The organism is Enterobacter sp. LU1 (genome assembly GCF_008271405.2).
GTDB lineage: Bacteria > Pseudomonadota > Gammaproteobacteria > Enterobacterales > Enterobacteriaceae > Enterobacter > Enterobacter hormaechei_C.
In genome coordinates this window covers 3,960,341-3,972,744 of record NZ_CP043438.2, presented here as the reverse complement: position 1 = coordinate 3,972,744, position 12,404 = coordinate 3,960,341, and the positions used below count along the sequence as shown (strand labels likewise).

Genomic DNA, 12,404 nt, shown 5'->3' with positions numbered 1-12,404 from the left:
CGATGTCTGAGCAAATTAATCCTTTATGGAACCATTTTATTCGCGCTGTGCAGGAAGAGGTAAAGCCTGCGCTGGGCTGTACCGAACCCGTCTCGCTGGCGCTGGCGTGCGCGATGGCTGCCGGACAGCTTGACGGTGAGGTGACGCGTATCGAGGCGTGGGTATCGCCGAACCTGATGAAAAACGGGCTTGGCGTAACGGTGCCCGGCACCGGTATGGTCGGTTTACCCATCGCGGCCGCGCTGGGGGCGACAGGCGGTAATGCACACGCCGGGCTGGAGGTGTTGAAAGACGCGTCGGCCGAGGCGCTAACGCGCGCCAAAGCACTGCTGAACGCGGGTCTGGTGCAGGTGAAATTGCAGGAGCCGTGCGAGGAGATCCTCTATTCACGCGCCTGCGTTTACGTCGGTGAATCCTCGGCGATGGTGACCATCGCTGGCGGGCACACTCGCGTGGTGGAGGTAGTTTGTCAGGGCGAAACGCGCTTCAGGCTTGACGATCGTCAGAGCCAGAACAACGACGATCCGCTGGCGGTACTCTCGACCACCACGCTGTCGCAGATCCTTGAGTTTGTAGAGCAGGTGCCGTTCGACGCGATCCGCTTTATCCTCGATGCGGGGCGGCTGAACGATGCGCTCTCCCGCGAAGGTTTGCGTGGCAACTGGGGGCTGCATATTGGCGCGACGCTCAATAAACAGCGCGCACGCGGCTGGATGGCGCAGGATCTGGGTTCAGACATTATTATCCGCACCAGCGCAGCCTCGGATGCCCGCATGGGAGGCGCGACGCTGCCGGCGATGAGCAACTCGGGTTCCGGGAATCAGGGCATCACCGCCACCATGCCGGTAGTGGTGGTGGCTGAGCACGTTCAGGCCGATGACGAACGGCTGGCGCGGGCGCTGATGCTCTCGCATCTGTCGGCTATCTATATCCACTACCAGCTTCCGCGCTTGTCCGCGTTGTGCGCGGCGACAACGGCCGGAATGGGGGCTGCGGCGGGGATGGCGTGGCTGATGGGCGGATCTTACCAGACCATTGCCATGGCGATCGGCAGTATGATCGGCGACGTGAGCGGGATGATCTGCGATGGGGCCTCTAACAGCTGCGCAATGAAGGTCTCGACCAGCGTCACCAGCGCCTGGAAAGCCGTGATGATGGCGCTGGATGATACTGCCGTGACGGGTAACGAGGGGATTGTGGCGCACGACGTGGAACAGTCTATCTCTAACCTGTGCGCCCTGGCGTGCCGCTCAATGCAGGCGACGGACCGGCAGATCATTGAAATTATGGCGAGTAAGGTGTTGTGATTTAATCCAACCCGTTACCCCTCACCCTAACCCTCTCCCATAGGGAGAGGGAACCGATCGAGCGAGGGGGCGTGTTGATCTTACACCGGCAAATCAATCAGCAGCGCGCGCAGCGGCGTATCGGCAACCAGGGTGATATTCGCTTCGTCACGAATAAACGCCCCGTCACCGCAGGTGAGCGCTTCTTTCTCTTCCGTATGCGTGACCGCATGCACCGTTCCGTGAATGGACTGCAAATAGGCACGCGGGCCATGAAGCTGGAAGCTCGCCTGTTCACCTTTTTTCAGTTCGATATGGTGCAACCACACCTGCTGGCGCAACTGCAAGCTGCCTTTGCTGCCGTCTGGCGAGGCAATCAGCTGCTGTTTACCGCCCTTCAGATCGATTTTTTGCACCAGCGGATTTTCCCGCTCCGGACAGGCATCCAGCCACAGCTGCATGCGGGTCAGCGTTTTATCTTTGCTGAGGTTATGCTCGCTGTAGCTAATACCTGACTGCGTGGAAATTAACAGCGCCTCGCCAGCCTTCGCCTGGACATGATTGCCCTCGCTATCGCGGTATTCTGCCTCGCCTTCCAGGATCAGGTTCAGGATATCGACTTTAGGGTACGTGCGCGGCTGGAAGGACGCGCCCGGGGCGAGCACTTCCTGATTCAATACGCGCAGTGAAGCGTAACCGAGGAGTTTAGGGTCAAAGTAGTGTCCAAAGGAAAAGGTGTAGCGGGCCTGCAACCAACCGAAATCGGCTTGTCCGCACTGTTTCGCTGTTCTTGTCGTAATCATAAACTTGACCTCTCTTTACACTAAATCAATGGTAAAGGTATGGACGCTGCATTGTTAGCCAGATATTCTGCCTGGTATGTTCAAATTTCCTGAATGAGAACGAGATGGCTAAAGAGAGAGCATTGACGCTTGAGGCGCTTCGCGTTATGGACGCGATTGACAGGCGCGGCAGCTTTGCCGCGGCGGCAGATGAACTGGGGCGCGTTCCGTCTGCCCTGAGCTATACCATGCAAAAGCTGGAAGAGGAGCTGGATGTTGTGCTCTTTGACCGTTCCGGTCATCGAACAAAATTCACCAACGTTGGGCGGATGCTGCTTGAGCGCGGCCGCGTATTGCTGGAAGCGGCGGATAAGCTGACGACGGATGCCGAAGCGCTGGCCCGCGGCTGGGAAACCCATCTGACGCTGGTGACCGAAGCGCTGGTGCCCACCGAGGCGCTGTTCCCGCTGGTGGACAGACTGGCCGCGAAAGCCAATACCCAGCTGTCGATCATCACTGAGGTGCTGGCCGGGGCGTGGGAGCGTCTTGAGACGGGCAGGGCGGATATCGTGATTGCGCCGGACATGCATTTCCGCTCATCGTCAGAAATCAATTCGCGCAAACTGTACAGCGTGATGAACGTCTACGTCGCCGCCCCGGATCACCCGATCCATCAGGAGCCGGAGCCGCTCTCTGAGGTCACGCGCGTGAAATACCGCGGTGTGGCGGTCGCGGATACCGCCCGAGAGCGCCCGGTGTTAACGGTACAGTTGCTGGATAAACAGCCGCGACTGACGGTAACGTCGCTGGAAGATAAGCGACAGGCACTCCTGGCGGGGCTGGGCGTGGCGACTATGCCGTATCCGTTTGTCGAAAAGGACATTGCAGAAGGGCGGCTGCGCGTCGTCAGCCCGGAATACACCAGCGAAGTGGATATCATTATGGCGTGGCGTCGCGACAGCATGGGCGAAGCCAAATCGTGGTGTTTGCGTGAAATTCCCAAGCTCTTTGCCCACCACAACAAATAAGCGTAGGCCCGGTAAGCGTATGCGCCACCGGGCAGAATTTACGCGCTTGCCTTAGGATCCGGACCAAAGCGGTTTTCGCCCGGCGTTCCGCTCTGACAGTTGAAAATCAAAATCACGATCCAGCCGATAAGCGGGATCAACAGCAACAGCAGCCACCACGCCGAACGATCTGTGTCGTGGAGACGACGAAACAGTACGGCCCATGAAGGCAGCAGAACTAACACACCATAAATGGTGGTGAGAATGCCTTCACCCCCCTCGCGTTCCCAGCCGAGGATCTTGTCCACAATGCCCAGCACCATAATCAGGACGAAGTTCACCAGAACGAACATCCAGTACTCTTTACGGCGGGCACGGCCACCAAATCCAACGTAGTTGCGCAGTACTTTTAAATACCAGTCCATTTTTCCTTGCCTCTTAATCAGTCAATCACTTGTTTTCTAAGCGATCGAGGTAAGGATAGATGTATGCTGTGAATTAAAAAAGGGAATCAATTGATTCCCTAAATAATTATCCGAAACGCACGTCGCGCCCGTGCGGTTCATCCAGGTCCTGCCACGGGCCAATGGAGATAATGCCCGTTGGGTTGATGGTCTTATGACTGCGGAAATAGTGGGTGCGAATATGGTCAAAATTGACCGTCTCCGCAATCCCCGGCATCTGATAGATGTCGCGCAGGAAACCGTGCAGGTTCAGGTAATCACTGATGCGATGCTTGTCGCACTTGAAGTGGGTGACATATACCGGATCAAAGCGGATCAGCGTCGTCCACAGGCGGATGTCTGCTTCGGTGAGGCGATCGCCCGCTAAATAACGATGCTGGCCGAGGATCTGCTCCAGGCGCTCCAGGGATCCAAACACGTTGCCGACCGCTTCGTCGTACGCTTCCTGACTGGTGGCAAAGCCCGCTTTGTAGACGCCGTTGTTAACGTTGTCGTAGATCCAGCCGTTCAGCTCGTCAATTTTCTCGCGCAGCTCAACCGGGTAGTAATCCCCGGCGCGGGCACCGTGCGCGTCAAACGCGGTATTGAACATGCGAATGATTTCAGCGGATTCATTGCTGACGATCGTCTGGTTTTTCTTGTCCCACAGCACAGGCACCGTTACGCGTCCGGTGTAGTGCGGATCGGCGCGCAGATAGAGCTGATACAGGAAATCGTGATGATAAAGCTCATCACCCGTCGCGGCCGGGAAGCCACTGTCGAACGTCCAGCCGTTTTCCAGCATCAGCGGGTTGACCACCGAAACCGGAATTAACGATTCGAGACCTTTAAGTTTGCGCACAATCAGCGTGCGGTGCGCCCACGGACAGGCGAGAGAAACATACAGATGATAACGATCTTTTTCCGCCGCAAAGCCCCCTTCGCCACTCGGGCCGGGTGCGCCGTCGGCGGTCAGCCAGTTACGGAAGGCCGAAACAGAGCGCTTAAAGCGTCCACCGGTGGATTTGGTGTCATACCAGACATCCTGCCAGACGCCGTCTACGAGTTGTCCCATTTTTTACTCCTCCGTCAGATAGCAAAAGCGAGGAGATGTCTCCTCGCTTTGAATGTAATCAGTATAGCCTGCTTACCACTTCTTATTCACAAGACGGTCGATGCTGTAGGCGCCCGGACCCGTGATAGCCAGCAGCAGGAAGCCACCCGCGATGGTCAGGTTTTTCATGAACATCAGGGAGTTCACGCCTTCCGCAAAGTTGCTGTGGAAGATGAACGCGGTCAGCAGGGTAAAGCCTGCGGTGAACAGCGCCGTGGTGCGGGTCAGGAAACCGAACAGGATTGCCAGGCCGCCGCCGAACTCAAGCAGAATGGTCAGTGGCAGCAGGAACCCCGGCACGCCCATCGCTTCCATATACTGCTGAGTGCCCGCATAGCCGGTAATTTTGCCCCAGCCTGCGGTGATGAACAGAACAGGCATCAGAATACGCGCTACCAGTACACCAACATCTTCTAATTTTTTCATTTTACTCTCCAGGAAACCACATCAGCGGCTAAACGTTATTTGCGTGCAAATTCGGGTAGATACCGCGTCTTTGCTGTCGATGGAGAGGAGTGTAAACGGGGCGGATGGCAAATGTTAGCAAGGAAAACTGTTAATCTTCTTCAAAGATATTGAGTAAGGGAGGGGGTTTTGCCGGGTAGCGGCTACGCCTTACCCGGCCTACACGCAATCGTAGGCCGGGTAAGCGCAGCGTCACCCGGCAAGAAGGCTAGCGCAACTGCTGTTGTCGCAGCGTGGTTTTCACCAGACGCCAGGCGCTCCAGGCGCCAAAGCCGCGGCGTGCCCAGCGGATCAGCATGTTAGGATGCCGAACCGACCAGATCGCCATCACGCTGCTGCCGACCAGCGCCCATGAGCGCAGGCTCAGGACCGTGTTCCAGCCGCGGTCAAACCGATGCGTGGCTTCAACCCAGTCTCGACGGCTGGCAGACAAATCCAGCCGCTGCTGCTGGATTTGGCTCAACAGATACGCTTTCCGCTTTTGACGTTCGGCTTTGTCGCTCACGACTTATCATCCTCCAGCAGGGCGCGGTCGTTGGCCAGCTCCTGGCGCGTATGGCGCAGGAAGGTCGACGTGCGCGCTTTATGCAGGGTCCAGATACCGCCTATCAGCGCCGCCACCAGCAGAACCACGGTAGTCGCAATCATCGCGTTCAGACGATACTGTGGATCGATAGCCCAGATGATTAACACCATCAGGCTCATCAGACCAAACGCGGCAAAGAGCATCGTAAGCCCAAGCATGAGCAGCATCTGGAAGAGGTTGGCTTTCTCCTCTTCCAGCTCCACTACCGCAAGCCGGACGCGCGTTTCGGCAATCCCGACCAGCGTCGTAAGAATACGCTGGCCGATGCCGAGGACGTTTTTAGCAGGCCCTTGTGCGTGACGTGGATCTTCCATAATCAACGACGCGTCAGCAGGACACCCAGCACCACACCCACTGCGGCGCCAATACCTACACCCGTCCATGGATTATCACGTACATATTCGTCTGCGCGCGCTGCCGCTTCGCGGGTTTGTTTCGCCAGCGCATCACCGGTTTCGCCCAGACGGTAACGGCTCTCTTTCAGTGCCTGCTCCGCTTTGCTGCGCAGTTTACTTACTTCTTCTTTCGATTTATCCGCAGAAGAGTTCAGCACCTCTTCCAGGGTGTCCGCCAGGGATTTCAGTTCAGCGCGCAGATTTTCTGAAGTTGTATCTTTTGACATGATTCTCTCCTGTTGAGATTTCCGTTAACTCAATAATCGCGAGCTTCCAGCGCTTTCAGTTCGTCCTGCGCCTCTTGCAACTTCCTCTCGCGCTTGGCAATTTTTTCCGCATCACCTTTCTCTTTCGCTTCCTGTAGGTCTTGACGGCGCTCGGCTATCTCGTCCTTCTGTTCAGCGATTTTTTCCTGATGATCGGCACGCAGCTTGCTGTCCGTACAGTTGTCTTTCACTTCGCTCAACGCTTTTTTCAGCCCGTCGATCCGGTGCTGATTGTTATGCTTTTCGGCATAACTGATTTCGCGTTGGATATCCTGTTCTTTCTCCTGACAAAGAGACATAGCGAAGGAAGCTGTGCTTAAAGAAAAAAGGGCCAGAGCCAGAGTGATGCGGTATTTCATTATAGAAACCTTCCATTGTGTTACGGCGTAAGCCGTGTTCCAGAACTATGCGGAGAACATCTGAGGGGTGCTCCGCGTACTTAAGCATAGTAAGTAAACGGGAGTTTCACCAAAGTAGGTGAAAATATTCGGAATCTTAGTCGTTAACCAAATCGATGCGACGTGTCGCGTAACCGTGACATCCAGGAGGCTACGTGGCTGTCATCATCCTGTTGCGCAATGATGTAACCCTGCGGCAGCGTGCGGTCCAGCACGGCTTTCGCCGCGGCGCTTTGCGCACTGGAGTCAAATTTTATCAGCAGCACATCGTCTTGCGGCGTGATGCTCTTAAAGCGGATCCCGTTTGCGTCCAGATGATGCCAGATGGAAAAACCATCCGGCACGCTGGTTCCCTGGCTCACAGGACGGATAGCCAGCGTCGACTCCTGATGCTGTAGCGCAGACCACAGCAGGATAAGAGCGCTGAACATCATCAGCGCGACGATAGCGTAAGAGAAGCGGCGCAGCGCGAGCGGGGAGATAACCATCGTTAACCCCTGGCTCCGTATTTCTTCTTCCACAGTACGACCAGGGACCCGACCAGGCCAAACACCAGCAGAACGACGGGCAGCAGCATCAGGCAAGACATCAGCTGATCTTCATATTTCATAAAGACCGGCGTTTTACCCAGCGCGTAGCCGAGCGTGGTCAGGATCAGCACCCACAGCAAGCCGCTCATCCAGTTAAAGAACTGGAAGCGCGTACTGCTCAGGCCGGACAAGCCCGCAATGGTGGGCAGCAGGGTGCGTACGAATGCGATAAAGCGGCCGATCAGTAAGGCGGAAAGCCCATGCTTATGGAAAAGGTGGTGCGCTCGCTGGTGGTAATGGGCCGGAAGGTGCGAAAGCCAGTTCTGAACGATTCGCGTGTTACCCAGCCATCGCCCCTGAATGTAACTCACCCAGCAGCCCAGGCTGGCGGCAATGGTCAAAAGCAGGACCGTTTGCGGGAAAGCCATCGCCCCTTTTGCACAGAGCACCCCGACCAGCACCAGCAGGCTGTCGCCGGGTAAAAAGGCAGCAGGCAGCAGACCGTTCTCAAGGAACAGGATCATAAATAACACAAAGTAGAGCATGCCAATCATGGACGGGTTGGCCAGCGTTTCGAAATCCTGAGCCCAGAGGGCGTTCAGTAGTTGGGTCAAAAGTTCCATTCAGTGTTCCTGGAAATCGGTTAACGTCACGCCTGTCATTCGGGAAAACAGCACGGCGACATTGTTATGATTTCATTATGGTCGCTCGCGGACACATTGATGTGTGGCCAACACTGTTCCCTGTTAATTGGCTGGTTAGCAAGCACTAACTTACAAAATAACGAAGTGAATCCAATTGTAACAAAGCCCGACGTTCTGCGTCACAGAATTTGAGGGGAAACACGATTTTGGCGTAAGCCACGGAGGGGAGCGAGAAATTTTACAAAGGCTGACACTATAGAGGTTTTCTTACCCTGTCTGGCCGGAAGGCGCGGCGGTGCGCCTGCCAGCAGTTCGGGGAGTTATTTTGCGAGATTGGTCGCGGTATCGAGGTGAACGACCGGATTATCGGCAAAAAGATAGCGGTCAGCGTTAAATTCAAAGTCATCACTTGTTTCATTAAACAGCATCTGTTTGGTGTTCTCCAGGTGCTGCCACATTGCCAGTTTCGCCGCATGCGGATCTTTACGAATCAGAGCCTTAAGAATCTGGTCGTGGTCGTCACACCAGTTGTCTACCGTGCGGGAATCAATGTGATCGTGTAATTTCTTCCAGTACGGGTTGTGAACGCGCTGAGTCCACATTTTTTCAACGATTGCCGCCAGCGCCGTGTTCTGAGTCGCAAGGGCGACCTGGACGTGGAATTGCAGGTCCCATTCGGAATCGCGGAAACATTTTTCTTTACGCGCGTGATCCTGGATTTCCATCAGCTTCATGATGTCCTGCTTGGTCACCTGCGTCGCAGCAAATTCCGCAATGTTGCTTTCAATCAGCTGGCGAGCCTGGAGAAGCTCAAACGGACCGTAGCTGGCAAACTCCAGACTTTCGTCCGGGGTGGGGGAGTGTTTCGCCTGGCTGGAAATCACATGAATGCCGGAACCTTTGCGTACCTCAACATACCCTTCCACTTCCAGCATGATGATGGCTTCGCGGACCACCGTACGGCTGACGCTTTTTTCATCCGCAATGAAACGTTCAGCGGGAAGTTTATCACCGACGAGATAGACCCCTTGCTCGATGCGATCTTTCAGCTCGGCGGCAAGTTGTTGATATAAACGACGTGATTCGGTGATTTCCATATGCGCTCCAGGCAGGGTACGGCGAATGATTTGTTATACCACTTTTGCGTGCCACTCTCCAGATTTCGCCATGAAAAAAGCCGCCCGTAGGCGGCTTTTGAGAAGATTTTGCCGGGTGCGCTTCGCTTGCGCGGGCCTATGGGTTTTGTAGGCCGGGTAAGGCGGAGCCGCCACCCGGCACAACAACGCTAACTCTGCGTCGCCGGTCCCCCAAGGGACTCTTTCGCCAGTTCATCGGCGGATTTGCTCTTCAGCACCGTCCAGATAACCACCGCACCCATCAGGTCGAAGATAGCCAGTACCGCGAACAGCGGGCTGAAACCAATGGTATCTGCCAGCGCGCCGACCACCAGCGCAAACAGGGTACTTGCGGTCCAGGCGGCCATCCCGGTCAGGCCGTTGGCGGTAGCGACTTCGTTACGACCAAACACGTCGGACGAGAGCGTAATAAGCGCACCGGAAAGAGACTGGTGAGCAAAGCCCCCGATACACAGCAGGGCGATAGCCACGTAAGGGCTGGTGAACAGGCCGATCATGCCCGGGCCGATCATCAGCAGGGCACCCATGGTGACCACCATCTTACGGGACACAATCAGGTTCACGCCAAACCAGCGCTGGAACAGCGGTGGCAGGTAGCCGCCGACGATACAGCCCAGGTCTGCAAACAGCATTGGCATCCAGGCGAACATCGCGATCTCTTTCAGGTTAAAGCCGTAAACTTTAAACATGAACAGCGGGATCCAGGCGTTAAACGTACCCCAGGCCGGTTCTGCCAGGAAGCGTGGCAGAGCGATACCCCAGAACTGACGGGTGCCCAGGATCTGCCAGACGGACATCTTTTTGCCGTTGTCGGTCTGATGCTGAGATTCCTGACCATTAATAATGTAGTCACGTTCTTCGTCAGACAGCTTTTTCTGATCGCGCGGGTGTTTATAGAAGATCAGCCACGCCATGGCCCAGGCAAAGCTCAGCACACCGGAGATGATGAACGCCATCTGCCAGCTGTGCATCACAATCGCCCACACCACCAGTGGCGGAGCAATCATCGCCCCGATGGAGGAGCCCACGTTGAAGTAACCGACAGCGATTGAACGCTCTTTTGCCGGGAACCATTCAGAGCTGGCTTTCAGACCTGCGGGGATCATCGCCGCTTCGGCAGCACCTACCGCACCACGCGCCAGCGCCAGTCCGCCCCAGCTGCCAGCCAGCGCGGTCGCCCCACAGAAGACGGCCCAGGCTACAGCGAAGAAGGCATAACCAATTTTTGTACCCAGAATATCAAGAACATAACCTGCAACAGGCTGCATTACGGTGTAAGCGGCAGAGTAAGCCGCAATGATGTAAGAGTATTGCTGCGTGGAGATATGTAACTCTTCCATCAATGTTGGCGCCGCTGCTGCCACGGTGTTACGTGTCAGGTAGCCCAGCACGGTGCCGAGCGTCACCAGTGCGATCATGTACCAACGTAACCCTTTAATTTTACGCATGTAAAACCTCATCGTTATGTTATTTCCGTGTCGGGACACGGCAACAACTCAACCGTTGCCGGGAGCTGTTCTGTAACGGGAGGGGCGTAACCGGGAACCTGTCCCGGAACGGCCCGAACCTTGCCATAAGTAATCGTGCTAAGTCGGCTTCCGTACCGTTAAATCCGATGTATCAAACACCGGTAATGCATTCCGTCGGCTTATAGTTTGCGACGGCGAAAAGATAACTTGTCATACAACTTTAAAAGGTGAGTGACATCACAAAAGTGTGAATCTTTGTAGGGACATTATGCGGCGTGCGCAAAGCCAGAACTGGCGCGGTCTGCGAGAGGGTTTACCCCTTTGAGGGTAATTTATTTGTCGACGTTTATTGATCTAACTCACGAAAAAAACGTCGGACTCTGGAAATTGGTGTGATAACTTTGCAGCATCTGAACATAAGCTTTCTGACGCTCCCGTAATGAGGAAGACGATAATGACACCGTTTATGACCGACGATTTTCTGCTAGATACCGAATTTGCTCGCCGCCTGTACCACGACTACGCAAAAGACCAGCCGATTTTCGACTACCACTGCCATTTACCGCCGCAGCAGGTTGCCGAAAATTACCGTTTCAAAAACCTGTATGATATCTGGCTGAAGGGTGACCACTATAAGTGGCGCGCAATGCGCACCAACGGCGTGGCCGAGCGCCTGTGTACCGGCGACGCGACCGATCGCGAGAAGTTTGACGCCTGGGCCGCTACCGTTCCTCACACCATCGGTAACCCGTTATACCACTGGACGCACCTCGAACTGCGTCGTCCGTTTGGTATCACCGGCAAGCTGCTCTCTCCCGCCACGGCGGATGAAATCTGGGATCAGTGCAACGAACTGCTGGCGCAGGATAGCTTCTCGGCGCGCGGCATCATGCAGCAGATGAACGTGAAGATGGTGGGCACCACCGACGATCCGGTCGACTCTCTGGAACATCACGCGGTTGTCGCGAAGGACAGCACGTTTGACACCAAAGTGCTGCCAAGCTGGCGCCCGGATAAAGCCTTCAACATCGAGCTGCCGACCTTTAACGACTACATGGCGAAGCTGGCGGAAGTTTCGGATACCGACATTCGTCGCTTTGGCGATCTGCAAACCGCGCTGACCAAACGTCTGGATCACTTTGCCGCACACGGCTGTAAAGTGTCTGACCACGCGCTGGACGTAGTGCTGTTCGCGGAATCCAGTGAAGCTGAGCTGGACAGTATTCTGGCGCGTCGTCTCTCCGGCGAAGCCCTGAGCGAGCACGAAGTGGCGCAGTTTAAAACCGCGGTGCTGGTGTTCCTCGGTGCGGAATATGCCCGTCGCGGCTGGGTTCAGCAGTATCACATCGGCGCGCTGCGTAATAACAACCAGCGTCAGTTCAAACTGCTGGGCGCGGACGTAGGCTTTGACTCCATCAACGACCGTCCGATGGCGGAAGAGCTGTCAAAACTGCTGAGCAAACAGAACGAGCAAAACCTGCTGCCAAAAACCATTCTGTACTGCCTGAACCCGCGCGATAACGAAGTGCTGGGCACTATGATCGGCAACTTCCAGGGCGAAGGGATGCCGGGCAAGATGCAGTTCGGTTCCGGCTGGTGGTTTAACGATCAGAAAGACGGCATGGAGCGTCAGATGACGCAGCTGGCGCAGCTCGGCCTGCTGAGCCGCTTCGTTGGCATGCTGACCGACAGCCGCAGTTTCCTCTCCTATACCCGCCATGAATATTTCCGCCGCATTCTGTGCCAGATGATTGGCCGCTGGGTGCACGCGGGCGAAGCGCCAGCGGATATCCAGCTGCTGGGCGAAATGGTGAGAAACATCTGCTTTAACAATGCGCGTGACTACTTCGCCATTGAACTGAACTAAGGCCGTTTGAGGTTGA

15 protein-coding genes are annotated in these 12,404 nt (G+C 55.7%); 3 read left to right on the top strand and 12 right to left on the bottom strand.

The window, feature by feature from the left end; genetic code table 11:
- Positions 1 to 2: 2 nt before the first annotated feature.
- Entirely contained in the window at positions 3 to 1,307 is a 1,305-nt protein-coding gene (locus FZF21_RS18985) for a serine dehydratase subunit alpha family protein (protein WP_015571948.1), read from the top strand.
- Between the two features lie 80 nt (positions 1,308 to 1,387).
- Here the strand turns inward: FZF21_RS18985 and FZF21_RS18980 are convergent, their stop codons facing one another.
- Positions 1,388 to 2,089 carry a pirin family protein gene (locus FZF21_RS18980; protein WP_047738200.1) on the bottom strand — a complete coding sequence of 234 codons (702 nt, stop codon included), beginning with the start codon at positions 2,087 to 2,089 and terminating at the stop codon, positions 1,388 to 1,390.
- A gap of 104 nt (positions 2,090 to 2,193) precedes the next feature.
- Here FZF21_RS18980 and yhaJ point away from each other — a divergent pair, with 104 nt between their 5' ends.
- On the top strand, positions 2,194 to 3,096 hold the full coding sequence (yhaJ, locus tag FZF21_RS18975) for a DNA-binding transcriptional regulator YhaJ (RefSeq protein ID WP_003862655.1): 903 nt from the start codon (positions 2,194 to 2,196) through the stop codon (positions 3,094 to 3,096).
- A gap of 38 nt (positions 3,097 to 3,134) precedes the next feature.
- On the opposite strand, the gene FZF21_RS18970 is transcribed toward yhaJ, so the two are convergent.
- From FZF21_RS18970 to FZF21_RS18920, 11 genes are all read right to left on the bottom strand, one after another.
- Complete coding sequence (locus FZF21_RS18970) at positions 3,135 to 3,500, bottom strand: DUF805 domain-containing protein (protein ID WP_015571946.1); 366 nt, start codon at positions 3,498 to 3,500, stop codon at positions 3,135 to 3,137.
- A 106-nt stretch (positions 3,501 to 3,606) separates the two neighbouring features.
- Positions 3,607 to 4,593, bottom strand: a complete 987-nt coding sequence (locus FZF21_RS18965) for a glutathione S-transferase family protein (RefSeq protein WP_017382429.1) — start codon at positions 4,591 to 4,593, stop codon at positions 3,607 to 3,609.
- Between the two features lie 72 nt (positions 4,594 to 4,665).
- Positions 4,666 to 5,058 (bottom strand): DoxX family protein, encoded by a 393-nt coding sequence (locus FZF21_RS18960; protein ID WP_047738203.1) that lies wholly within the window; start codon positions 5,056 to 5,058, stop codon positions 4,666 to 4,668.
- A gap of 247 nt (positions 5,059 to 5,305) precedes the next feature.
- Positions 5,306 to 5,602: a YqjK-like family protein gene (locus FZF21_RS18955; RefSeq protein WP_003862649.1), complete on the bottom strand. Its 297-nt coding sequence runs from the start codon at positions 5,600 to 5,602 to the stop codon at positions 5,306 to 5,308.
- Complete coding sequence (locus tag FZF21_RS18950) at positions 5,599 to 5,997, bottom strand: phage holin family protein (RefSeq protein WP_003862647.1); 399 nt, start codon at positions 5,995 to 5,997, stop codon at positions 5,599 to 5,601. The genes FZF21_RS18955 and FZF21_RS18950 overlap by 4 nt, the downstream gene beginning before the upstream one ends.
- A 2-nt stretch (positions 5,998 to 5,999) precedes the next feature.
- Positions 6,000 to 6,305, bottom strand: coding sequence for a YqjD family protein (locus FZF21_RS18945; protein ID WP_003862645.1), 306 nt, complete (start codon positions 6,303 to 6,305; stop codon positions 6,000 to 6,002).
- A gap of 29 nt (positions 6,306 to 6,334) precedes the next feature.
- On the bottom strand, positions 6,335 to 6,703 hold the full coding sequence (locus FZF21_RS18940) for a DUF1090 domain-containing protein (protein WP_017382428.1): 369 nt from the start codon (positions 6,701 to 6,703) through the stop codon (positions 6,335 to 6,337).
- 143 nt (positions 6,704 to 6,846) lie between these two features.
- Complete coding sequence (gene mzrA, locus FZF21_RS18935; protein WP_003862640.1) at positions 6,847 to 7,230, bottom strand: EnvZ/OmpR regulon moderator MzrA; 384 nt, start codon at positions 7,228 to 7,230, stop codon at positions 6,847 to 6,849.
- Positions 7,231 to 7,232: 2 nt separating this feature from the next.
- Positions 7,233 to 7,895: a DedA family general envelope maintenance protein YqjA gene (gene yqjA / locus FZF21_RS18930; RefSeq protein WP_003862638.1), complete on the bottom strand. Its 663-nt coding sequence runs from the start codon at positions 7,893 to 7,895 to the stop codon at positions 7,233 to 7,235.
- Positions 7,896 to 8,236: 341 nt separating this feature from the next.
- Positions 8,237 to 9,013 (bottom strand): transcriptional regulator ExuR, encoded by a 777-nt coding sequence (exuR, locus tag FZF21_RS18925; protein ID WP_003862635.1) that lies wholly within the window; start codon positions 9,011 to 9,013, stop codon positions 8,237 to 8,239.
- Between the two features lie 188 nt (positions 9,014 to 9,201).
- A complete protein-coding gene (locus FZF21_RS18920; protein ID WP_015571942.1) occupies positions 9,202 to 10,500 on the bottom strand; it encodes an MFS transporter in 1,299 nt (432 codons plus the stop codon).
- 475 nt (positions 10,501 to 10,975) lie between these two features.
- Here FZF21_RS18920 and uxaC point away from each other — a divergent pair, with 475 nt between their 5' ends.
- The gene (gene uxaC / locus FZF21_RS18915; protein ID WP_149121172.1) at positions 10,976 to 12,388 is read left to right on the top strand and encodes a glucuronate isomerase; all 1,413 of its coding nucleotides are present in this window, start codon (positions 10,976 to 10,978) and stop codon (positions 12,386 to 12,388) included.
- Positions 12,389 to 12,404: the final 16 nt, after the last annotated feature.

Excerpts from the sequence above, each read along its gene's own strand:
- FZF21_RS18985 (WP_015571948.1), top strand. The coding sequence starts at position 3 with ATGTCTGAGCAAATTAATCCTTTATGGAACCATTTTATTCGCGCTGTG.
- FZF21_RS18980 (WP_047738200.1), bottom strand. The coding sequence starts at position 2,089 with ATGATTACGACAAGAACAGCGAAACAGTGCGGACAAGCCGATTTCGGT.
- yhaJ (WP_003862655.1), top strand. The coding sequence starts at position 2,194 with ATGGCTAAAGAGAGAGCATTGACGCTTGAGGCGCTTCGCGTTATGGAC.
- FZF21_RS18970 (WP_015571946.1), bottom strand. The coding sequence starts at position 3,500 with ATGGACTGGTATTTAAAAGTACTGCGCAACTACGTTGGATTTGGTGGC.
- FZF21_RS18965 (WP_017382429.1), bottom strand. The coding sequence starts at position 4,593 with ATGGGACAACTCGTAGACGGCGTCTGGCAGGATGTCTGGTATGACACC.
- FZF21_RS18960 (WP_047738203.1), bottom strand. The coding sequence starts at position 5,058 with ATGAAAAAATTAGAAGATGTTGGTGTACTGGTAGCGCGTATTCTGATG.
- FZF21_RS18950 (WP_003862647.1), bottom strand. The coding sequence starts at position 5,997 with ATGGAAGATCCACGTCACGCACAAGGGCCTGCTAAAAACGTCCTCGGC.
- FZF21_RS18945 (WP_003862645.1), bottom strand. The coding sequence starts at position 6,305 with ATGTCAAAAGATACAACTTCAGAAAATCTGCGCGCTGAACTGAAATCC.
- FZF21_RS18940 (WP_017382428.1), bottom strand. The coding sequence starts at position 6,703 with ATGAAATACCGCATCACTCTGGCTCTGGCCCTTTTTTCTTTAAGCACA.
- mzrA (WP_003862640.1), bottom strand. The coding sequence starts at position 7,230 with ATGGTTATCTCCCCGCTCGCGCTGCGCCGCTTCTCTTACGCTATCGTC.
- yqjA (WP_003862638.1), bottom strand. The coding sequence starts at position 7,895 with ATGGAACTTTTGACCCAACTACTGAACGCCCTCTGGGCTCAGGATTTC.
- exuR (WP_003862635.1), bottom strand. The coding sequence starts at position 9,013 with ATGGAAATCACCGAATCACGTCGTTTATATCAACAACTTGCCGCCGAG.
- FZF21_RS18920 (WP_015571942.1), bottom strand. The coding sequence starts at position 10,500 with ATGCGTAAAATTAAAGGGTTACGTTGGTACATGATCGCACTGGTGACG.
- uxaC (WP_149121172.1), top strand. The coding sequence starts at position 10,976 with ATGACACCGTTTATGACCGACGATTTTCTGCTAGATACCGAATTTGCT.